This window comes from Xanthomonas vasicola, assembly GCF_000772705.2.
GTDB lineage: Bacteria > Pseudomonadota > Gammaproteobacteria > Xanthomonadales > Xanthomonadaceae > Xanthomonas > Xanthomonas vasicola.
In genome coordinates, this window is the sequence record NZ_JSBW02000086.1 from 120,122 (window position 1) to 143,068 (window position 22,947).

At 62.2% G+C, this 22,947-nt stretch carries 8 protein-coding genes and 1 pseudogene; all 9 read right to left on the reverse strand.

Annotation, left to right across the window (positions count from 1 at the left end):
* Positions 1 to 248: 248 nt before the first annotated feature.
* Positions 249 to 2,918, reverse strand: a complete 2,670-nt coding sequence (locus tag NX05_RS19560; RefSeq protein ID WP_039435116.1) for a methyl-accepting chemotaxis protein — start codon at positions 2,916 to 2,918, stop codon at positions 249 to 251.
* Positions 2,919 to 3,541: 623 nt separating this feature from the next.
* Positions 3,542 to 5,794, reverse strand: a complete 2,253-nt coding sequence (locus NX05_RS19565) for a methyl-accepting chemotaxis protein (RefSeq protein WP_039435113.1) — start codon at positions 5,792 to 5,794, stop codon at positions 3,542 to 3,544.
* Between the two features lie 405 nt (positions 5,795 to 6,199).
* Positions 6,200 to 8,461, reverse strand: a complete 2,262-nt coding sequence (locus NX05_RS19570; protein ID WP_039439011.1) for a methyl-accepting chemotaxis protein — start codon at positions 8,459 to 8,461, stop codon at positions 6,200 to 6,202.
* 575 nt (positions 8,462 to 9,036) lie between these two features.
* A pseudogene (locus tag NX05_RS24020) lies at positions 9,037 to 9,622 on the reverse strand (methyl-accepting chemotaxis protein); the annotation flags it as partial.
* A gap of 124 nt (positions 9,623 to 9,746) precedes the next feature.
* Positions 9,747 to 11,993 (reverse strand): methyl-accepting chemotaxis protein, encoded by a 2,247-nt coding sequence (locus NX05_RS19585; protein WP_039446131.1) that lies wholly within the window; start codon positions 11,991 to 11,993, stop codon positions 9,747 to 9,749.
* A gap of 655 nt (positions 11,994 to 12,648) precedes the next feature.
* On the reverse strand, positions 12,649 to 14,760 hold the full coding sequence (locus tag NX05_RS19590; RefSeq protein WP_053012904.1) for a methyl-accepting chemotaxis protein: 2,112 nt from the start codon (positions 14,758 to 14,760) through the stop codon (positions 12,649 to 12,651).
* Positions 14,761 to 15,334: 574 nt separating this feature from the next.
* Positions 15,335 to 17,593, reverse strand: a complete 2,259-nt coding sequence (locus tag NX05_RS19595) for a methyl-accepting chemotaxis protein (RefSeq protein ID WP_053012898.1) — start codon at positions 17,591 to 17,593, stop codon at positions 15,335 to 15,337.
* Between the two features lie 510 nt (positions 17,594 to 18,103).
* Positions 18,104 to 20,362: a methyl-accepting chemotaxis protein gene (locus NX05_RS19600; RefSeq protein WP_039446136.1), complete on the reverse strand. Its 2,259-nt coding sequence runs from the start codon at positions 20,360 to 20,362 to the stop codon at positions 18,104 to 18,106.
* 209 nt (positions 20,363 to 20,571) lie between these two features.
* Positions 20,572 to 22,944, reverse strand: coding sequence for a methyl-accepting chemotaxis protein (locus NX05_RS19605; protein WP_039435076.1), 2,373 nt, complete (start codon positions 22,942 to 22,944; stop codon positions 20,572 to 20,574).
* Positions 22,945 to 22,947: the final 3 nt, after the last annotated feature.

Genomic DNA, 22,947 nt, shown 5'->3' on the forward strand with positions numbered 1-22,947 from the left:
CCTATCGCTGGCAAGGACTAGTCGCGATGGTCTGGGTGCAGCCTTTCAACAAGCAACCAGCAGGCCACGGGGCGCGGTGCTCGTTCTTCAGTAAAACCACCATCGAACTGTTTGGTGCGGTGTTTTTGCCGATTAAAGAACCAACGGCGGCATGGACCACAGGGACGCCTTCGTGGCGTGACCCACAGAGTCGAGGGCACCGCACATTCGACGCTGTGATTTCGGTGTAATGAATCGCCGTTTCCGCCTTAGCTATAGGCGTTGCGTGCGTTGGCCAGCAGGGCGCTTAGGCGATCCTGCGGCTCCAGGCGGAACACCGCCACCGCATCAACCAGCTGTGCGGCCTGATCTTCCATCGAGCGCGCTGCGGCAGTGGCTTCTTCCACCAGCGCGGCATTCTGCTGGGTGGTTTCGTCCATCTGGGTGACGGTCTGATTGACCTGGGCAATGCCGGCGGCTTGCTCGCGTGAGGCGCTGGTGATCTCGCCCATGATGTCGGTGACACGCTGCACCGATGTCACCACCTGCTGCATGGTGCTGCCGGCTTCGGAAGCCAATGCAGCGCCGTTACCGATGCGGGTTACCGAGTCTTCGATCAGGTGTTTGATTTCTTTGGCCGCACCGGCAGAGCGCTGTGCCAACGTGCGCACTTCCGAAGCGACGACAGCAAAGCCGCGGCCCTGTTCGCCGGCACGCGCCGCTTCCACTGCCGCGTTCAAGGCCAGGATATTGGTCTGGAACGCAATGCCGTCGATGACGCTGATGATCTCGGCAATCTTCTTCGACGAGGCGTCGATATCGGCCATGGTGGTCACCACGCGGTTCACCACATCGCCGCCCTTTACGGCCACGCCGGCGGCATCCAGCACCAGGCGATTGGCCTGGTCGGCGTTGTCGGCGTTCTGCTTGACGGTGGCGGTGAGCTCTTCCATCGAAGCAGCGGTTTCTTCCAGCGCAGCCGCTTGTTGTTCGGTGCGACGCGACAGGTCGCCGTTGCCGGTGGCGATTTCGGTGGCGGCGGAATTGATCGTCAGCGACGAGTCCTTGATACGGCGCACGATGCCGGCCAACTGATCAGCGGTGGCGTTGGCGTCATCGCGGATGGTGGCGAAAACGCCTTGCAGCTCGCCGTCCATGCGTGCGGTCAAATCGCCTTGCGACAGCGACGAGAGCAGGGCGGAGATGCGCGACAGACCATCGGCGTTGTTATCCAGCAGCGTGTTGAGCTGCTGGGCCAGCAGTAACAGAAAGCCATGCTTGCCCCGGAGGTCGATCCGCTCGCTGAGGTCGCCGGCGGCAGCGGCCTGCACCAGGTGTGCAACTTCCTGTTCCACCTGCACTTCCTGGGTACGGTCGCTCCATTCGACGACATAACCCATGCGCTCGCCGGTGGCGGCCACGACCGGGCTGACCACTTCCTGCACGATGCGGCCGCCGATTTCGGTCTGCGCGGTGTGCGTGCTCTTGAGTTGATCCAGCAGGTGCGCCTGCTCGGGATTGCGATGGAACTGGTCGATACGGGTGTCGCTCAGTGCGGTGGCATCGAAGTTGGGCAGGTCGTGTCGCATCACGTCCTGCATCTCGGAAAGCATGCGCTGCATCGGGCGATTGACGTAAATGATGCGGCGGTCGGCGTCGGCGATCATCACATTGGTGCTGACGTCGTCCAATGCGGTGCGCACGCGCAGTGCTTCGCTGGCGATCAGGTGGTCGCGTTCCAGGCGTGCGCGCAGGTCGTCGCGCATGGTGCGCGCGTTGAGCAACAGGCGGCCGAGTTCGTCGTGACGATCGATGTCGATGGGGTTATCCAGGCGGCCGGCAGCCACATCGCCGAGCACGCGCTCCACTGCCAGCAGCGGGCGGGTGACCATCTTGCGCGCGGCGATGAACACCACTGCGATGCATAGCGCCAACACCACCAGCGAGAACAGCAGCATGCTGCCCATGAGTGCATCCAGCGGGCCGTCGATGGCGCTGCGCGGCTGTGCACCAATCACTGCCCACTGCCACGGCGCGTAGCGCTGTGCTGTGACTTCGAACGCCTGGCTGGCGCCCTTGGCATCGCGCAGCTGCACGTCGGCGCTGGGCTGCTTGCCGTCCAGCACCGCCTGCAACAGCGCCTGCTGTTCGGCCGGCACCAGCGCCGCCAACGTGGCCGGGGTGCCCGGCGGGGCCGCGATCACCTGGCCCTGGTGCTCGCCTGGCGCCATATCGACGATGACGAAATAGCCGTCCTGGCCCAGCGTGGTGGTGCTGACCTGAGCCTTGAGCGCGGCCAGGCCCTGGGTGTAGTCGCGCCCGACGAACAGCGCACCGATCACCTCGCCGGCGGCATTGCGCAGCGGCTGGTAATGGGTCATGTACTGCTCGCCGAACAGCTGCGCCTGGCCGGTGAAGGCCTTGCCTTGCGACAGTGCGTCATAGGCCTTGCCCTTGCGATCGAGCAAGGTGCCGATGACACGTTCGTTCTGCTTGTTGCGCAGCGAGGTGGTGATGCGCACGAAGTCATCGCCGGTGCGGGTGAAGATCGTGGCGACGCCGCCGGTTGCCTTGGCAAAGCGGTCCACTGCGTCGAAATTGAGATTCAGCGCCTGCTTGCCGGCGCGCAGCGACGGGGTGTTCTGCTCGCCGATAGTGACGGTGCTGCGGCTATCGAGTTCGCGCGTGCCGGTGGGGAGCATGTCGTCGAACACGCTGCCCAGGCGCTGGGTGCCTTCGCTCAGGGTGACGTCGTACATCGCCACCGATTGCTGCATCAGCCGGGTGCTGGAGCGCAGCTCGGCCTTGACCTGCGATTCGATATCGCCAGCGGACTGGCGGTAGATGGTCAGGGCCAACAGACCCAGCGAAACGGCGATGACCAGCGTGAGCAGTGCAGAGAGCCGCGTACCGACCGAAAGGCGGTTGAAAAAGTGCATGAGGATCGACCTTGCCCGGGGGAGGGCGTTACAGATGCGTGAAGTCCGTAGCGGCTGGTTGTTCAAAAAATTGATTTTTCCCGTTGAAATCAGCACAACTGTGCGCGTCCCATTCAGCTTTCGGTGCTGAAAGCGGTTTCATGGTCTCCGCCGCATGTTGCAAATTGTAAGGTTTGAGTGAAATCAGGGGCGCGGCGGGCTCCGTGCGGCTGGCGAATGCATGTCTTGCCGCCCTTCCGCGCCGGGGTGTTAGGCAGCCAACACCTCTTCCAAAGCAGCGGCAAGCGGTCTCTAGCCGTTGCTCGGAATCGCACGCGTACACGTCGGTTCCTGCGCGTCGTCTGACCTGAGGATTGCTTGCTGCGTTGGTCAGTCATTCTTGGGGAACGGCAATAAAAAAAAGGCCGCTTCCCCAGCAAGGGAAGCGGCCCGTAAGATCTGCGGAGCGCGGATCAAAGGCTCTCGAATCGTTCTGTGTTGCTGACAACGGTGTTGCGTGGAACGCATATCGGCAGCTGCGACTGCCTGGGGAAATGGGTACGGTGGAGGATGCGACTGCAAGCAGTCGACTGTTCTGTGCCGGTCGCCGACTGCCGGCGACCGGTGGTGCGCAGTGGAGTCGCTTAAAACTCCTGCCAATTTCCAGCGTCAACGGTCGACGTGGACGCGCTTGCCACAACGCGGCGTGGTGTTGCCGCGGCACGTGCAGCGGGGCGTGTTGCCGGCCGCTGGTTGCCAGCTGCACTGGCGATCGCCGACAACTTGCGTGCCACTGGCGCGTTCGCATCGACCTTGAACACCGCAGCCGCTTCGGTGAGTTGCTGCGCCTGTTCTTCCATTGCGCGCGCAGCGGCGGTGGCTTCTTCTACCAGCGCAGCATTCTGCTGGGTGGCCTCATCCATCTGGGTAACGGTGAGATTGACCTGCTCGATGCCGGCCGATTGCTCCTGCGACGCAGCGGAAATCTCGCCCATGATGTCGGTCACGCGCTGCACCGAAGACACGATTTCGGCCATGGTGCGGCCGGCCTGGTCCACCAGCTGCGAGCCATCGGTCACGCGCTGCACCGAATCACCGATCAGGTCCTTGATCTCCTTGGCGGCAGCGGACGAACGCTGCGCCAGCGTGCGCACTTCGCTGGCCACGACGGCAAAGCCACGACCTTGCTCCCCGGCACGCGCCGCTTCCACTGCGGCATTCAATGCCAGGATATTGGTCTGGAACGCGATGCCGTCGATGACGCTGATGATGTCGGCAATCTTCTTCGACGAAGCCTGGATGCCGGCCATGGTGTCGACGACCTTGCCGACCACTTCGCCGCCTTGCGAGGCCACGCTGGCGGCGCCGATCGCGAGTTGGTTAGCCTGGCGTGCGCCTTCTGCATTCTGCTTGACGGTGGAGGTGAGCTCTTCCATTGAAGCCGCGGTTTCTTCCAGATTGGCAGCCTGCTGCTCGGTACGTTGCGATAGGTCGTTATTGCCTGCAGCGATCTCGCTGGCGGCCGAATTGATCGACACTGCCGAAGTCTGGATGTGCCCAACAATGCCGGCTAATTGCGTAACCGTGGCATTGGCGTCGTCACGCATTTGTGCGAACACGCCCTGGAACTCGCCGTCCATGCGTGCGGTCAGATCGCCCGCGGCAATCGCCTGCAACATGCCCGACAGCGCTTGCAGGCTGCCATCGGCGGTTGCCATCAGTTGATTGAGGCTGTCGACCATGATGCGGAAGTCGTACTGGAACTGCGCTGCATCGCCACGTGCACTGAAGTCGCCAGCCGCAGCGGCTTGCGCCAGCTGTTTGATCTGCTGATTCATCGCTGCCAGGTTGTGTTTGACCTGCGTCATGGTCTCGGTCAGTTTGGCTTGTTCGCCGGGCAGGGCGTCCATGTCGTCGCTAAGGTCGCCGATCGCGTAGCGGCCCATGATCTGCGCCAGGCGTGCGGTCACCTGGATATGGCTGTCGACCAGCGCATTGTTGTCGCCGGCCATGCGGCCGTAATCACCCGGGAATGCACCGGCATTCATGCGGAAGCTCACCTGGCCGGCATCGTGGCGCTTGGCCATGTCCAGCTGTGCGGTAATCAGGTTACGCACCTGCGACTGCATCTTGTCCATGGCCTGCAACAGGCGGCCGGTTTCGTCGCTGGCATCGCTGTGCACGGCGTTGTCGAGCTTGCCCTCGGCAATCGCCTCAGCAGCCTGGGTCGCGCGGCTCAGCGGGCGCGTGAGGCTGCGGGTGATCAGCAAGCCCAGGGTGCCGCTCAGCAGCACCACCAGCAGCGAACCGCCGACCAGCAACTTGCGCGAATCGGCCATCGATTGCAGCGCTACATCTGCCGCTTCGGAGGCGAGCTTGTCCTGAAGGGTGATGTTCTCGCCGATCTTGTCCTGCCATTTCTTCAGTGCGGGCGCGGCCTCGGTAAGCAGCAGCGGCAGCGCCTGGTCGCTGTGGCCGGACATCACCAGCTCGGTGATCTTGTTGTTCATTTCACGCACTTTCGGCGTGAGGCTGTCGATCTCCGCGCGGATGCCGTCGCCCTGTGGCACAGACGGCATCGCATACAGCGCATCGTGCGCTTTGGTGTAGTCGGCGCGTGCCTGCTTGATGGATGCGATAAATTTCAGATTGTCTTCGCTGCTGGTCGGCAACACGACATTGCGTAGCTCTGCAGCGATGACGTAATTGGCATTCATCATGTCGTTGGAAAGGCGGATCTTGGTCATGTTGTCGTGCACCAAGTCATCCACCAGATCCTGTGCGGAGTTCAGGCCGCGGTAGCCGATAAAGGCGATGAAACCGGAGAGCAGGATCAACACGGTGAAGGCGGCAGCCAGACGCGGCCCCACATTGAAACGCAGTAAAAGAGAAGTCATGGAATCGCTCGGCTCAAGAGGGTGGGAGGCGGTTACGTCGACAGGCCAGCAAGGCGCGCCGCGCTCGCATCTGTTTGTCATCACGCCACTAGTAACGGCGTGGCCTGCAGTCAATTGAGCGGGCTAGGCGAGTTGGTAAAGCGGGTTCTCAGGCAAGTGATGGGCGCGTGCGGGTAACCACGGCGGCATTCCGACACTAGGCAAATTTATGCATTTCATCCGTTGAAAAATGCTGTTTTCAGCAAATTCACCTGATGGCAAAAATCAGGCGCGGAATTGCTACTCACATGCTCTGCACACGTCACACGCCTCTACTGAGCACCTGAGCGACATTCGCATCGCCACGGCAGCCGTTTGCGGCGGACTGTCGTGGGATGCTGCCTTCGCAATCAGGCTCCTAGGCGATCAGAACTCCTGCCAATTGCCAGAATCTGCATTCGATGCGGCGCTGCTCATAACACTGTGACGTGGCGCTGCGGCCGCTGGAGTGACGCGTGCAGCCGGGCGCGGTGCGAAGCGGGCATTGGCCGGTGCGCTGGCAATGGCCGACAACTGACGTGCCACCGGTGCAGGCGCAGCCACCTTGAACACCGCTACCGCTTCGGTCAGCTGCTGCGCCTGTTCTTCCATTGCACGTGCCGCGGCAGTGGCTTCTTCCACCAAGGCGGCGTTTTGCTGGGTGGCTTCGTCCATCTGGGTGACGGTCTGGTTGACCTGTTCGATACCCGCGTACTGCTCCTGCGAGGCGGACGAAATCTCGCCCATGATGTTGGTCACGCGCTGCACGCTGGCCACGATGTCGGCCATGGTGGTGCCGGCCTGATCGACCAGCGTTGCACCTTGGGTAACCCGTTCGACCGAGTCATCGATGAGGTGCTTGATCTCTTTGGCGGCACCGGCCGAACGCTGCGCCAGCGTGCGCACTTCAGAAGCCACCACCGCAAAACCACGGCCTTGTTCGCCAGCACGCGCTGCCTCCACCGCGGCGTTCAAGGCCAGGATATTGGTCTGGAACGCGATGCCGTCGATGACGCTGATGATCTCGGCAATCTTCTTGGACGAGCCCTGGATGTCGGACATGGTGGTGACCACCTTGGCCACCACATCGCCACCTTGCGAAGCGACTGCAGCGGCGCCAATGGCGAGCTGGTTGGCCTGGTTAGCGTGTTCGGCATTCTGCTTGACGGTGGAGGTGAGCTCTTCCATCGAGGCCGCGGTTTCTTCCAGATTAGCGGCCTGCTGCTCGGTGCGCTGCGACAGATCCTGGTTGCCGGAGGCGATTTCGCCCGACGCCAGACCAATCGCATCGGCTGCGACCTGGATGCGGCCGACGATGCTGGCCAGTTGTTCGGCGGTGGCATTGGCGTCGTCGCGCATCTGCGCAAACACGCCCTGGTACTCGCCGCTCATGCGTGCAGTGAGGTCGCCGGCGGCGATCGACTGCAGCAGGCTGGAGAGCGACTGCAAATTGCCATCGGCGGTGGCCATCAAGGTGTTGAGGCTTTCCACCATGATGCGGAAATCGAACTGGAACTGCTCGGCATTGCCGCGCGCGGTGAAATCACCATTGGCCGCAGCCTGCGCCAGCTGCTTGATCTCGGTATTCATCGTGCCCAGGTTGTGCTTGACCTGATTCATCGCCGCGGTGATGGCGGCTTTTTCGCCGGGCAGTTGCGGCATGTCTTCAGACAGGTCGCCGATTGCGTAACGCTCGATCAGGTGGATGGTCTGCATCTTGACCTTGATGTGCGCGGACACCAGCTCGTTGGTGTCATTGGCCATGCGGCCGAAGTCGCCTGGGAATGCGGCGGCGTCCATACGGAAGCTGATGTGGCCTTCTTCATGGCGCTTGGCCATGCCCAGCTGTGCGGAAATCAGGTTGCGCAGCTGGCCCTGCATGCCGTCCATGGCGTGCAACAGCCGGCCGGTTTCGTCGTTGGACTGCGCGCTGACGTCGTTGTCCAACTTGCCCTGGGCAATGGCTTCGGCAGCGCGGGTGGCACGCGTCAGCGGAACGACCAGGCTGCGGGTGATCAACCATGCGAGCACGCAGCTGATCAGCACCACTGCCAGGCCGCCGCCGATCAACATCGCGCGGCCGCGGGCCATCGCCGTGGTGGCCTGCGCATTGGCTTCCTGGGCACGCTGGCGCTGCAGCTCCGAATACTCCAGCAGCGCGTCCTGCCATGCCTGCGTGGCCGGTGCAGCACGCTGCAACAGCAAGGGCATCGCTTCGTTGGTCCTGCCGGAAAGATCCAGGTCGATCACCTGCTGGTTGAGCGCGCGGGCGGCCTGGTTGTTGGCATCGATCTTGGCACGTAGCGCCTGGGCCACAGGTGTTGCCGAGAAGGTGTAGAGCTTGTCGTGTGCTTGCTTGTAGATGCGGCGCTGCTCTTCGATGATCGACACGAAGTGTTGATTTTCGTCGTCTGGCGTCGGCAGCACGACGTTGCGCAGCTGCACGGCAATCACCGACACCGCGTTGTTCATTTCCTGCAGACGCTGGACGATGACCATGTTGCGGTTGGTGAGCGTGTCCAGGGTCTGGCGCGCTTGCGCCAGCGTGTACAGCCCAGCGACGACCAGGGCGCAAGACAGCAGGATCAGCGTGCCGAAGGCGAAGCCCAGGCGCTTGCCGACGTTGTAGCGTTGAAGAAAAGCAATCATGGTTGGATCTCGAGAGCGATGGGCAGGAAAGGGGCAGTGCGCTGGGCGGGAAGGCGTACTGGGTACGCTGGTGGCGCCGATGCGGGCCTGCGTCGAACCGATCCATCGCGCGTTGCGACATCAGACGTCGAAACACCTTCGATTGCAGGGCAGGTACGCATGCGTGGAATTGGTAACGGCAGCAAGCATTGCTGCTGAACTCGCTAGTTGGTAAGCGTATGGGCAGACTTCACCAAGGTGAGGGCGGCGTGCACAACTGCCTGAAAACCCTGTCAAACCGGCACCGCGGTGGTTTCCGTTTTCTGCGCTTTCACTTCTTGCTCACGCGCCCTTGGAAAGCGCGGGGGCATCGGAGACTGTGTCCGCTTGGCGGTCCGTGCCAGAGCGCAGCGCCTGTCTAGCGCCTGCGCGCTTGCAGAAGAGGGCTGCGCATTGCACCGGGCCAAACGCGTGCATTCGCGTGATGTGCCGTGGTTGCGCTCTTGCCCAACGGACGAAGGTAGCGGTCACTTCACCAGCGAGGCAGGCATGCGCCCACACGGCGGCCCGATGCGTACAAGCCGGCACGCGTTGCCTTAGGCCGCGGGACCCAGGCGGCTGTGTGCAGGCGAGGCCTGCAACTGAAACACAGAGACCGCATCGCGCAATTGCTGCGCCTGTTCTTCCATCGAACGGGCAGCCGCAGTGGCTTCTTCTACCAGCGCGGCATTCTGCTGGGTGGCTTGATCTATCTGCGCGATGGTCTGGCCAACCTGCTCGATGCTTTGCGACTGCTGCTGCGAGGCCTCGCTGATCTCATGCATGCTGGTGGTGACGTTCTGCACCGAATCGACGATCTCCTGCATGGTGCGACCGGCCTGGCCCACCAATTGGTTGCCGTGTTCGACCCGGCTGACCGAATCTTCGATCAGCCGCTTGATCTCTTTCGCCGCACCGGCCGAACGCTGTGCCAGCGTGCGTACTTCACTGCCACGACGGCAAACCCCCGACCTTGCTCACCGGCACGTGCGGCTTCCACGGCGGCGTTCAAGGCCAGGATATTGGTCTGGAAGGCGATGCCGTCGATGACGCTGATGATGTCGGTGATCTTCTTGAACGCCGCCTGGATGCCGACCATGGTGCCCACGACCTCACCGACTACCGCACACCGCCTTGCGAGGCGTGGATGAGGTGGTCATCGGTACTTCTGATGGAGATAAGCAAGCTAATGGCTGACGCCTCAAATGCCTTTAGCTGGTCGGCATGGCTGCCGACCAGCTCGGTTCAGTCAGTGCTGTTGATCAGTTCAGAACTCCTGCCAACTGCTGTCGTTGCTGGGCGCAGCGACCACGACGCGCGGCTTGGCGGCCGGAGCACGGACGGCCGCGACGACGGTGGCTTTCAGCGCGGAAACTGCCACCCGTGGCGCCGCCGCACGCGATACCGGGGCGGCGCTGTTGCTATCGGTCTTGAAGACCGCCACGGCTTCGGTCAATCCGATGGCCTGTTCTTCCAGTGCGCGTGCGGCAGCCGTGGCTTCTTCCACCAGTGCGGCATTCTGCTGGGTGGTTTCGTCCATCTGGGTCACGGTCTGGTTGACCTGTTCGATGCCCGACGACTGCTCCTGCGACGCCGCAGAGATCTCGCCCATGATGTCGGTGACGCGCTGCACGCTGGAGACAATCTCGGCCATGGTGGTGCCGGCGCTGTGCACCAGCAGCGAGCCTTCGGCCACGCGTTGCACCGAGTCGTCGATCAGGTCCTTGATCTCCTTGGCCGCACCGGCCGAGCGCTGCGCCAGGGTGCGCACTTCCGAGGCCACCACGGCGAAGCCGCGGCCTTGTTCGCCCGCACGTGCGGCTTCCACTGCGGCATTCAAGGCCAGGATATTGGTCTGGAAGGAGATGCCATCGATGACGGAGATGATGTCGGCGATCTTCTTGGACGAGGCTTCGATTCCGCTCATGGTGTCGACCACCTTGCTGGCGATCTCGCCGCCCTGCGAGGCCACACTGGCTGCGCCGATGGCGAGCTGGTTGGCCTGGCGTGCGCTTTCGGCATTCTGCTTGACCGTGGAGGTGAGCTCTTCCATCGAGGCGGCAGTTTCTTCGAGATTGGCAGCTTGTTGCTCTGTGCGCTGCGACAGATCCTGGTTGCCGGCAGCGATCTCGCCAGTGGCTGCGCTGATGTTGCTCGCTACGCTCTGGATCCGCGCAACGATGCGCGTGAGCTGTTCGGTGGTGGCGTTTGCGTCGTCGCGCATTGTGGCGAACACACCGTGGAAATTGCCGCTCATGCGTGCGGTGAGATCGCCAGCGGCGATCGACTGCAACAGCGCCGACAACTTGCTCAGGCTGGTGTCGCTGACTTCCATCATCGCGTTAAGGTCCTGCACCATGCGCAGGAAATCGTGCTCGAACCGCTGCGCATCGCCACGTGCGCTGAAGTCGCCGGCCGCGGCCGCGCTGGCCAGCCGTTTGATCTCGGTATTGATCGCCAGCAGGCTGGCCTTGGCCGCATCCATCGATTGGTGCAGCACTGCGCGGCTACCCGGCAGGCGTCGTGCATCGCGGCGCAGATCGCCGTGGGCGTATTCGTTGAGCACGGCGATCGCATCGACGATGGCGTCCAAGTGCTCGAACATCATGGTGTTGATGCCCTTGCTCAGATCGCCGTAGACGCCGGGGAAGTCCTGCGGCATGCGGTGCGCCATATCCTTGTCGGCGTGCAGCTCGATCATCAGTGTGGTTTCGCTGGAAAAACGCTGCAACTGCGCCTGCATCTTGGCCATGGCGCTGAGCAACCGGCCTGGCTCGTCGGTTGCGGTGGTGTGCACGTCGCTGTCCAGGCGGCCCTCGGCAATGGCCTCGGCGGCACGGGTGGCGCGGTTCAAGGGCTGGGTCAGGCTGCGAGTGATCAGCCAGGCCAGCAGGCTGCTGACCAAAATCACCGCAATGCCGCCGGCGATCAGCAACGCCCGGCCATGATCCATCGCGGTATTGGCGTCCGCATAGGCAGTTGCGCCACGTGTGCGCTGGCGCATGGCGTACGCATCGAGTGCGGCCTGCCATTGTTTGTTCGCCGGTACCGCCTCCCGCATCAACACCTTGAGCGCCTCATCGGGCTTGTAGTTCATGCCCAGGTCCAGCACCTGCTGATTAGCAACACGCGCTTTTTCACGCGCAAGATCAAGCTGCCGACGCATCTGCTCACCGGCGGCGTTGGCCGGCGGGCGTGCGTAGAGCTTGTCGTGGTTCTGGTTGTAGTGCTGCTGCTGTTCCTCGATCACCTTGGCGAAACCGACGTTTTCTTCCTGCGTGGTCGGCAGGACGATATTGCGCAGGTTGATCGCGATGGCCGAGCTGGCGCTGCGCATCTCGCTGACATATTCGAGGATGGTCATGTTGCGCTTGACGATCGAGTCTAGCTGCTCGCGCGCTTGCGCCAAGGTCATCAAGCCAGCGACCACCAGGCCACAGGACAGCAGGATCAGGAAGCCGAACGCGGCCAAAAGGCGGGTGCCGACGTTATAGCGTTGGAGAAAACCGATCATGAAAAATACCTGCCAGGAAGGGGGGATAAGGAGACGGTCCGGTGTAATGGCGGAGCCTTGCGATCACGGTCGGCATCCGTTGCAATCCAGGGACGGGCCCCACGATGCCCATCGCTGGCGCTGGTCGCGAGCGTCGGCTCCATCCTGATTGCAGGGCTGGTAACGGCGGCCCCGTCCTATACTTGAGTTTGCTATTTTGCTTTTGTTATAGTTGGTATCTTTCACGGAAGAAGCGAACGACTCTCGACGATGCATGCCAAGCGGTGTGGTGCTGCCTATGACCATGAAGCGGCGTGTGCAGGGAAGGGCGCTTGGCGCGCTTGTCGGTATAGGGTTGAAGCACTGCTTTGCTGCCGGCGCTCCAGGTACGTGTCGGTAAGTGATTGAGCGGAAAGGGATGGGTTAGCTGATGAGCGCTAGCTGCATCGGCAGGCGGCCCGGTTCTGCGGCGGCTGGTCAACGCCAGCCAGGTTGCGACCGGCATGCGGCGCATTGCCGGTTGGGGGATCAATGCAAAGCGGGCTCGATCAAACGTCTGCAGAGTGCATACGCTTGATCGGGCCCTGCGGCGTTGCAAAACACTGTTGTCTGCGTAGCTGATGCGTGGCGCAGTTGGCATCGGTAGGTCTTTACACACCGATGCCGATCTTGCCCGTCAGAACTCCTGCCAGCTGGTCTCGGCGTTCGTCGATGCAGCAAATGCGCGTGGCCTGGCGGCTGCAGTGCCGCCAACGGTGCTTAGCTTGGCGCCCACAGCCTGCGCCACCTTGGCGACAGGTGCGGTGCGGGCGTTTCTGGTGGTGCCATGCTCGGTCTTGAACACTGCCACTGCCTCGGTTAAACCAACCGCCTGTTCTTCCAGCGAACGTGCGGCGGCGGTGGCTTCTTCCACCAGCGCGGCGTTCTGCTGGGTGGTTTCGTCCATCTGGGTGACGGTCTGGTTGACCTGTTCGATACCGGCCGACTGTTCCTGCGATGCGGCTGAGATCTCGCCCATGATGTCGGTGACGCGCTGCACGCTGGCGACGATCTCGCCCATCGTGGTGCCGGCGCTATGCACCAGCACCGAGCCGTCGGTGACGCGCTGCACCGAGTCGTCGATGAGGTCCTTGATCTCCTTGGCAGCGCCCGAGGAGCGCTGTGCCAGAGTGCGCACTTCCGAGGCCACCACCGCAAAGCCACGGCCTTGTTCGCCGGCACGTGCCGCTTCCACCGCCGCGTTCAAGGCCAGGATGTTGGTCTGGAAGGCGATGCCATCGATGACGCTGATGATGTCGGCGATCTTCTTGGACGATGCCTCGATTCCGCTCATCGTCTGAACCACCTTGCCTACGATCTCGCCACCTTGCGAGGCCACCTTGGCCGCGCCGATGGCGAGCTGGTTGGCCTGGCGTGCACTTTCGGCATTTTGCTTGACGGTGGAGGTGAGTTCTTCCATCGATGCAGCGGTTTCTTCCAGGCTGGCAGCCTGCTGTTCGGTGCGCTGCGACAGGTCGTTATTGCCGGCAGCGATTTCGCTGGCAGCGCCCTTGATCGAGACGGCCGACTGCTTGATGCCAGTGACGATCTCGGCCAGCTGCGTGGCAGTGGCATTGGCATTGTCACGCATCTGCGCAAACACGCCGTGGAATTCGCCGCTCATACGTGCGGTGAGATCGCCCGCAGCGATCGACTGCAACAGGTCCGAGAGCGACTGCAGGTTGCCATCGGCAGTGGCCATCAAGGCGTTGAGGCTTTCCACCATCACACGGAAATCGTGCTGGAAGTTGTCGGCATCGCCGCGGGCGCTGAAGTCGCCATTGGCGGCGCACTGCGAAAGATGCTTGATTTCGCGATTGACCGACGACAGGTTGTCCTTGACCTTGGCCATGGTGTCACTGAGCACGGCCTTGTCGCCGGGCAGGGCTTCCATATCTTCGCGCAGGTCACCGATCGCGTACTGGCCCATGATCTGGGACAAGCGCAGCATCACTGCCACGTGCGAAGCGGCCAGGTCATTGTTGCCGCGCACGATGGTGGCGAAGTCGCCAGGAAACGCTGTCTCGTCCAGGCGGAAGTTCAGCTCGCCCTGATCGTGCCGGCGCTTCATTTCCTGCTGGCCATGCAACACCTTCTGCAACTGCTGCTGCATCTTGCTCATGCTGGCGAGCAGACGGCCGGTTTCGTCGGTGCCGCTGCTGTCCACGCTGATGGACAGGTTGCCGGCGGCAATGGAATCGGCTACGTGCGAGGCGGTGCCCAGGCGATTGATCAGGCGACGACGGATCAACCAACCGCTCACCAGCGCCACCAGCACAGCGATGCCGCTGCCGATGATCATCGACCAACGGCTGCGGGCCTTTGCGGCCTGCAATGTCGCGCTGCGCTTGACCAGCAGGTCGTTTTCCTGAGCTTCGAAGTCGACCAGCAGCTGACGGATCTGGCCCATCGCCGCACGTTCATGGCCAGCCTTGAACTGGGTGAGCAATGCAGACAGTTCGGTGTCGCTGCTTTTGCCACGCAGCGCGATCAACTTGTCTTGAAAGCGCATGAATTGCTCATACGCCGCATGCAGGCGCTGCAGACGTTCCTGCTGCACCGGGTTGTCGGCGGTCAGCGTCTTGGCACGGGTGAAGTCTTCTTCGAACTGCGTCTTGCCCTTGTTGAACGGCGTGAGATGCGTTTCCTGCCCCGACAGCAAGAAGCCGCGTGCGCCGGTCTCGACATTGACCGTGGCGATGGACATGGCGCGGCCGGTGGCGATGACCTGATAGGTGTGGTCGTTCATGCCGACCGCGTCCGACAGCTCGGACTGCCCGCGTATACCCACTGTTGCAACGATCAAGAGCACAAGAACAACGGTGCCGAAGCCCAGTGCCAGTTGTGTCGAAAGACTTAGCTGTTTCATCGAATGTGCCTTGAGCTGGTAATAGCGTGACTAGTGGGAGCTGCCTTGCGGCGCGCCGGAATCGACCGTGCGGTGGGCACGGTGCAGTGAGGCGTTCTCGCGCGCGCGTGCATGCCCCATCGCTGACTTAAGTAGCGGCGATGCCGCGCGCTACTGAAGAGATTCTTCACAAGTCGATCATGCAATTGCGAGAGCGTTTATGTTTGAGAAACCGCCCCCCGGTGCTGCCGATACCTGGCGGCCGCTGACACGTCGCTAAGGGCGGGCTTGGAGTCAACGCAGGCGCTGCTGATGGATCAATGACGGATGGAAACCCGTTCGCGATACCTGGGCCGTGTTGCTGCAGCCAGCTGCGTGATGCGTGGCGATGCCTCTGCGCTAGCGGCGTTCGCCCATAAAAAAACACCGCGCTCGCTAGCGAGTGCGGTGTCTAGGTACAGTCCCTGGGCTGGTACTAGAACTCGGCCCAATTGGATTCGCTGGATGCCACCGACGCGACGGTGGGGCGTGCCGTCGGGCGTGCAACGTGTGGCTTGGCTGCGGGCTTGCTGGCCGTCACCGGGCGCTTGGCGGCGATATGGCGCACCACCGGCGCGGTGCGGGTCGCCGTTTGCCCTTCGTTCGTCAGGCGGAACAGTGCCACCGCTTCGGTCAGTTGCTGGGCCTGCTCTTCCATTGCGCGTGCAGCGGCGGTGGCTTCTTCCACCAGCGCGGCGTTCTGCTGCGTGGTTTCGTCCATCTGGGTCACGGTTTGATTGACCTGTTCGATGCCGGCCGACTGTTCCTGCGAAGCGGCAGAGATCTCGCCCATGATGTCGGTGACGCGCTGCACGCTGGCGACGATCTCGCCCATCGTGGTGCCGGCGCTATGCACCAGCACCGAGCCGTCGGTGACGCGCTGCACCGAGTCGTCGATGAGGTCCTTGATCTCCTTGGCAGCGCCCGAAGAGCGCTGCGCCAGGGTGCGCACTTCCGAGGCCACCACGGCAAAGCCACGGCCTTGTTCGCCGGCACGTGCGGCTTCCACCGCCGCGTTCAATGCCAGAATATTGGTCTGGAACGCGATGCCGTCGATGACAGAGATGATGTCGGCGATCTTCTTGGACGAGGCTTCGATCCCGCTCATGGTGCCGACCACCTTGCTGACGATCTCGCCACCTTGCGAGGCCACCTTGGCCGCACCGATGGCAAGCTGGTTGGCCTGACGTGCGCTTTCGGCATTCTGCTTGACGGTGGAGGTGAGCTCTTCCATCGATGCAGCGGTTTCTTCCAGGCTGGCAGCCTGCTGTTCGGTGCGTTGCGACAGATCCTGATTGCCGGCGGCAATTTCGCTGGCTGCACCTCTGATTGAAATCGCCGAAGTCTTGATACCGCTGACGATCTCGGCCAGCTGCGTGGCGGTGGCATTGGCATCGTCGCGCATCCGCGCAAACACGCCGTGGAACTCGCCGCTCATGCGCGCGGTGAGATCGCCCGCAGCGATCGACTGCAGCAGGCCCGACAGCGATTGCAGGTTGCCGTCGGCGGTGGCCATCAAGGTGTTGAGGCTTTCCACCATTACGCGGAAGTCGTACTGGAAGCGCTCGGCATCGCCGCGCGCTGTGAAGTCGCCATTGGCCGCCGATTGCGCAAGATGCTTGATCTCGGTATTCATCGCCAACAGGTTGGATTTGACCTGCGCCATGGTGTCGGTGAGTACGGCTTTTTCGCCGGGTAGATTGTCCATATCTTCGGACAGGTCGCCGATTGCGTAACGGCCCATGATTTGCGCCAGCTTCATCTTCACTGCGATATGCGAACCGACCAGGTTATTGGTGTCCTTGGCCATGCGGCCGTATTCTCCGGGGAATGCCTCTGCATCGATGCGGAAGCTGATCTGGCCTTCGTCGTGGCGCCTTGCCATGTCGGTCTGTGCAGCCAGCAGATTGCGCAACTGCAACTGCATCTTTTTCATCGCCTTGAGCAGGCGACCGGTCTCATCGTTGAACTGGGTGTCGACATCGTTATCCAGCTTACCCCCTGCGATGGATTCGGCAGCGCGGGTAGCGCGGCTCAACGGCTGGGTGAGGCTGCGGGTAATGAGTACGCCAAGCGTACCGCTCAGCAAAACAACCAGCAGCGAACCACCGATCAGCAGCTTGCGCGAGTCATCCATCGACTGCAGCGCCTCGGCGGACGCTTCGGCAGCCAGTCTGTTCTGCAGCACGATGTTCTCTGCAATCTTGTCCTGCCATTGCTGCATCGCAGGTGCGGCTTTGGTGAGGAGCACGGACAGGGCATCATCGCTGTGGCCGCTCATGCCAAGATCGATAACCTTGTCATTCAAGCCCTTGACAACCGCTCGGCGACGATCGATTTCGGCACGGATTTTCGTGCCTTCGTTCGATGCCGGTGTCGCGTACAGGGCATCGCGTGCCTTGAGATAATCAGCGCGGGCATTCTTGATGTTTTCGATAAACTTCAGATTGTCTTCGTTCGAGGTCGGCAACACGACATTGCGAATCTGCGTGGCGATGACGTAGTTGGCATCCATCATGTCGTTGGATAAGCGGATCTTCACCATGTTTTGCTGAACCAGATGCTCGACCAACGCACGCGCCGAAGTCAGGCCGCGATAACCGATCAACGCGGTCAGCCCAGACAGCACGATCAGAACAGCGAATGCTGCGGCCAGTCGTGGGCCGACGTTGTAACGTTGCAGAAGTGCGGTCATGGCCGGTTCCTTTGAGGCATTGCGCAGTGAGAGGAGAGAAGCGGTGACGGCTGTCGATTTCCGACTGACGTCGCTATGTGCTGTAACGGCGGCTACATATATTTACTGAATACCTGGATAACGAAAAAAATATAACTCAAGTTAGGCTTGTGAAATAAAGCGCTGCGTTATTGAATCGAGTCAATTTGGTTGATCTATGGATAATGCGAGCTCTACTATTACTAGTTTTATTCAAAGATAGACTGTATCCAGGTAATCCAGTTTTTATGTACTGGTGGGTTTATTTGAACTGGGCACGCAATAAAAAAGCCGCGCTCCGAAGAGCGCGGCTCGCATTACAGCGGCTATTTCAGGGCCGTGCAGGGTGTTCGAAGCGACGACAAACACAGTACGAACAGTCGTCAGCTGGGCGGACGGCGCGGGGAAACCGCGGTGTCAGCGAGGTGCATGCCACTTCTGGCAGCGGCAGCGCCCACCCGGCGGTGAGCGCTGCCACGTTCGTCGCCGCTTTTAGAACTCAGCCCAATCGGACTCGTTGGACGGTGCCGATGCCACTGCGGCACGGCCCACCGGGCGCGCAACCTGCGGCTTGGCGGCAGGCTTGCTGAGCGCCACCGGGCGCTTGGCGGCGATGTGGCGCACCACCGGCGTAGCACGCGTCACCGCTTCCAGCTCGGCCGACAGACGGAACAGCGCCACCGCTTCGGTGAGTTGCTGCGCCTGCTCTTCCATCGAGCGTGCGGCGGCAGTGGCTTCTTCCACCAGCGCCGCGTTCTGCTGGGTGGCTTCGTCCATGTGGGTGACGGTCTGGTTGACCTGCTCGATGCCGGCCGACTGTTCCTGCGAGGCGGCAGAAATTTCGCTCATGATGTCGGTGACGCGCTGTACCGACGAGACGATCTCCGCCATGGTGCTACCGGCCTGATTCACCAACGCCGAGCCTTCGGCTACCTTGCTCACCGAGTCGTCGATCAGGCCCTTGATCTCTTTCGCCGCACCGGCCGAACGCTGCGCCAGCGTGCGCACTTCCGAAGCAACCACGGCAAAGCCGCGGCCCTGTTCGCCGGCACGCGCCGCTTCCACTGCGGCATTCAACGCGAGGATGTTGGTCTGGAAGGCGATGCCGTCGATGACGCTGATGATCTCGGCAATCTTCTTGGACGAGGTTTCGATGCCGGACATGGTGGTGACCACCTGGCCGACGACACTGCCGCCATGCGAGGCCACACCCGCTGCGCCGATGGCCAATTGATTGGCCTGGCGAGCGTGTTCGGCATTCTGCTTGACGGTGGAGGTGAGCTCTTCCATCGAGGCAGCGGTTTCTTCCAAATTCGCCGCCTGCTGTTCTGTGCGTTGCGACAGGTCGTTGTTGCCGGCCGCAATTTCGCCCGCAGCCGTATTGATCGCCAAGGTGGAATGCTTGATGCGTCCCACGATGTCGGTCAGGCGCTGGGTGGTGGCATTGGCGTCGTCGCGCAGACGTGCGAACACGCCGTGGAATTGGCCGTCCATGCGTGCGGTGAGGTCGCCTTCGGCCACGGCGCCGAGCAACTGCGACAGCTTGCCCAGGTTACGGTCGCTGACTTCCATCATCGAATTCAGATCCGACACCATCACCGCGAAGTCGTACTTGAAGCGCGTTGCATCGCCGCGTGCGCTGAAATCGCCAGCGGCGGCAGCTTGTGCCAGCTGCTTGATCTCGGTGTTGATCGACAACAGGCTGGCCTTGGCCGCGTCCATCGCCTCGTGCAGGATCGCGCGGCTGGCCGGAAGGCGGCGTGCGTCCTGTGTCAGGTCGCCCTGTGCGTACTGATTGAGGATGCGCACCGAATCGGTGATGGCATCCAGATGCTCGAAGATCATCGTGTTGATGCCGCCAGCCAGCGTGCCGTACACGCCGGGGAAATCCTCCGGCATGCGGTGGGTGATGTCTTCGGCAGCATGCAGATGCGACATGCGCGCGGTTTCATCGGTAAAGCGGCGCAGCATCTGGGTCATGCCACCGGTGGCGTCCAGCATCTGGCCGATCTCATCCTTGCTGGTCTTGCCGACCTGCACACTCAGATCGCCGCGCGACACCGCCTGGATGGCGCCCAGTGCTTTGGACAGCGGGGTGGTGATGCTGCGCGCAATCAACCAACCAAACGTCATCGACAGGGCGGCCATCAGCAAGGTGCCGATCAGCAGCACGGCGCTGGTGAGCTTGAACGAGGCAGCGCTGGCAGCCACCATGTCGTTAAGCGCTTTGGACTGCTGTGCATACAGCTTGTCGATCGAGGCGAACAGTTCCTTGCGGATCTCGCCCGACTGCTTGCGTGAGAACTCCATCGCGGCGGCGCGGTCGGGGTCTGCATAGAGTTTGCGCAGCTGCTGGTTGGCCGCGAAATAGCGGGCGCTGGCATCGGTCAGCTTGGCGTACTCGGCCTTCAACGGCGAGGCCGGGCCGATCTTGGCATCCAGCTGCTTTTGGGTCTCGGCGTACTTGGACTGGATTTCGTCCATGCGCTTGAAGAAATACGCGTAGCGTTCCGGGTCCTCAAGATTGACGAACTGGCCCACTTCGTACACACGGAATTCGCCGGCGAAGCCACGCAGTTCGGACAGGCGGCTCAATACCGGCACCACGTCCTGATTGATCAGGGTGGTTTCGCTCTGCATCTGCTTCATGCTCGAAAAACCCAGGCCGCCCAGTAATGCGGTGAGCACGGCACTCAGGCAGAACGCAAACATCAGTTTGCGGCGGATCGGCCAGTCGTTGAACTTGTTCATCACTTCCTCCGAAGCATTTGCTAGACACGTTGTCCAGCGAGCTAACGGCTGATAGGTCGGATTCTTTAGTTGTGAAGTATTGGTATCAAAGGAAACCGCCCAGCCAAGGGCGCCCAAACCGCTGTTTCAGCGGCAATAGCGGCCATGAGGATGCGCCGCTGCACGCACAGCTGCGCGCTGTGAAGGCGGCAGTTGTGCGCAGACATGGTTCAGAAGTCCTGCCACTGGCTGTCGTTGCCGGCAGTGGCCGCCGGTGTGCTCACTGCTGGTCTGCGTGCGGCCGGCGCTCGTGTGCTGGTTTTGCTTGCCCTGCCAACCGCAGCGATGACGGGTTTTTTGACGGCAGGAATTGCACCCAGCGAACGCGGCGCATCGGCCAGCGTAAAGCGCGACACTGCCTGCGCCAGCTGGCTGGCCTGGTCTTCCATGGTGCGCGCCGCGGCGGTGGCTTCTTCCACCAATGCGGCGTTCTGCTGGGTAGCTTCATCCATCTGGGTGATGGTGAGGTTGACCTGCTCGATGCCGGAGGACTGTTCCTGCGATGCGGCCGCGATCTCGCCCATGATGTCGGTGACACGCTGCACGCTGGCCACGATATCGGCCATGGTGGTGCCGGCCTGATGCACCAACTGCGAGCCTTCGGTGACCTTGCTCACCGAATCGTCAATCAGATGTTTGATCTCTTTTGCGGCACCGGCCGAACGCTGCGCCAGCGTGCGCACTTCCGAGGCGACGACGGCGAAACCACGGCCTTGTTCGCCGGCGCGCGCCGCTTCCACGGCCGCATTCAGGGCCAGGATATTGGTCTGGAACGCGATGCCGTCGATGACGCTGATGATCTCGGCGATCTTCTTCGAGGAGACTTCGATGCCAGACATGGTGGTGACCACTTGCGCCACCACTGCGCCGCCCTGCGATGCCACGCCGGCCGCACCGATTGCCAACTGATTGGCCTGGCGGGCGCTCTCGGCATTCTGTTTGACGGTGGAAGTGAGTTCTTCCATCGACGCGGCGGTTTCTTCCAGATTGGCCGCCTGTTGCTCGGTGCGCTGCGACAGGTCGTTGTTACCGGCGGCGATTTCGCTGGAGGCAGTGTGGATGCTGCCGGCGGCCTGCTGGATGCGCCCGATCACCTGCGCCAGTTGCTCGGCGGTGGTATTGGCGTCGTCGCGCATCGTGGCGAAGACACCATGGAAATCGCCCTGCATCCGCGCACTCAAGTCGCCATCGGCCAGTGCGCTGAGCAGGCGCGAGACCTCGGCGATGCTGACCGCGTTGGCATCGAGCAGGGCATTGAGCTGCTGCGCCAGTTGCAGGAAAAAGCCTTGTTTCCCAGCGCTATCGATGCGCTGGGAAAGATCGCCGGCAGCGGCGCTGCGCACCACGTCGGCCACGTCGATTTCGACACGTGCCTCGGCGGTGCGGTCGCGCCATTCGCAAACAAACCCCAGATGCGCACCGGCATCGTCGCGAATGGCCGAGACGTTTTGGGTGATGCAGGTTGCGCGGTAGTGCACCTCGCGTTGGGCAGCGCCCTGGCGATCCAGGCGTTGATAGATCTCGGCGTCCTGTGCATTGCCGACTTCCAGCAGCGAGACCGGTTGGCCGACCAGATTGGCCGTGCGATTGAACGCAGGCGCGCAGGCATGGATATCGTCTGCATAGGTGTGCAGCAAATTCTGCAGCGCGCTATTGGTGTAGATGATGGTGAGGTCGGGGTCGGCGATGTACATGCCGGTGGAGGCGTTATCCAATGCGGTGCGGATGCGCAGGTTTTCGGCCGCGATGCTGCGTTCCCGTTCCAGACGCTCGCGCAGGTCGCGCTGCATGCGCGCCAAGGCGGCCATCAGGCTGCGGCTGTGCTTTGCGGCGACCGGAATCGGTTGGTCCAGGCGGCCTTCGGCGATGTGCTGCGCCGCTGTCATGGCCAACTGCGGTTCGCCGCCGAGCAGGCCGAACACCGAGCGCAGAATCCAGCCGGCGGCCAGTGCCAGGCACACGAATGCCAGCACCATGGCACCACCTTGCTGCCACATCACGCGGTGGCTGTATTGCTCTGCCTGGTGGCGGCTGGCTTCATTCACGGCCAGGATGCGCTCGCTGATGGCGCCCATGCGGGTCTGAAGCTGGCCGAACTTCTCGTTGAAATCCGCGTAAGCCGCTGTGCTGTCGGCATGCGTTTCGGCAGCTTTCACCACTTGGTCGGCGGACGCGATATAGGCCTGAAGTGCCGGCGTCACCGCATCCAGATCCTTGCGCAATGCAGGTTCCAGCGGCAGTTTGCTGTTGGCTGCCAGCGACTCGCGGAATTCGCCCGCATGTTCGCCCAATGCGGTGCGCGCGGCCGCAACGGCTTTATCGTCCTGCGTAGAAGCAGCAAGCAACGCGGCGGTGACATCGCCGCGTAGCGCGTCGTGCATCATGTCCGCCTGCATGTGGTTGCGCAGCGCGTCGGATGAGATGACCTGTGCGGCGATCGCATCGAGCAGACCGCGTTGGCCGTTATAGCCAACGCCGCCCAAGGCGAGCAGCGCCAATGCGGCCACCAGCACCAGGACGCCCAACATGTGCATGATTTTCATGGT

What these genes read in the sequence shown, in the direction of transcription:
- NX05_RS19560 (WP_039435116.1), bottom strand. Translation starts at nt 2,918, where the DNA reads ATGCACTTTTTCAACCGCCTTTCGGTCGGTACGCGGCTCTCTGCACTG.
- NX05_RS19565 (WP_039435113.1), bottom strand. Translation starts at nt 5,794, where the DNA reads ATGACTTCTCTTTTACTGCGTTTCAATGTGGGGCCGCGTCTGGCTGCC.
- NX05_RS19570 (WP_039439011.1), bottom strand. Translation starts at nt 8,461, where the DNA reads ATGATTGCTTTTCTTCAACGCTACAACGTCGGCAAGCGCCTGGGCTTC.
- NX05_RS19585 (WP_039446131.1), bottom strand. Translation starts at nt 11,993, where the DNA reads ATGATCGGTTTTCTCCAACGCTATAACGTCGGCACCCGCCTTTTGGCC.
- NX05_RS19590 (WP_053012904.1), bottom strand. Translation starts at nt 14,760, where the DNA reads ATGAACGACCACACCTATCAGGTCATCGCCACCGGCCGCGCCATGTCC.
- NX05_RS19595 (WP_053012898.1), bottom strand. Translation starts at nt 17,593, where the DNA reads ATGACCGCACTTCTGCAACGTTACAACGTCGGCCCACGACTGGCCGCA.
- NX05_RS19600 (WP_039446136.1), bottom strand. Translation starts at nt 20,362, where the DNA reads ATGAACAAGTTCAACGACTGGCCGATCCGCCGCAAACTGATGTTTGCG.
- NX05_RS19605 (WP_039435076.1), bottom strand. Translation starts at nt 22,944, where the DNA reads ATGAAAATCATGCACATGTTGGGCGTCCTGGTGCTGGTGGCCGCATTG.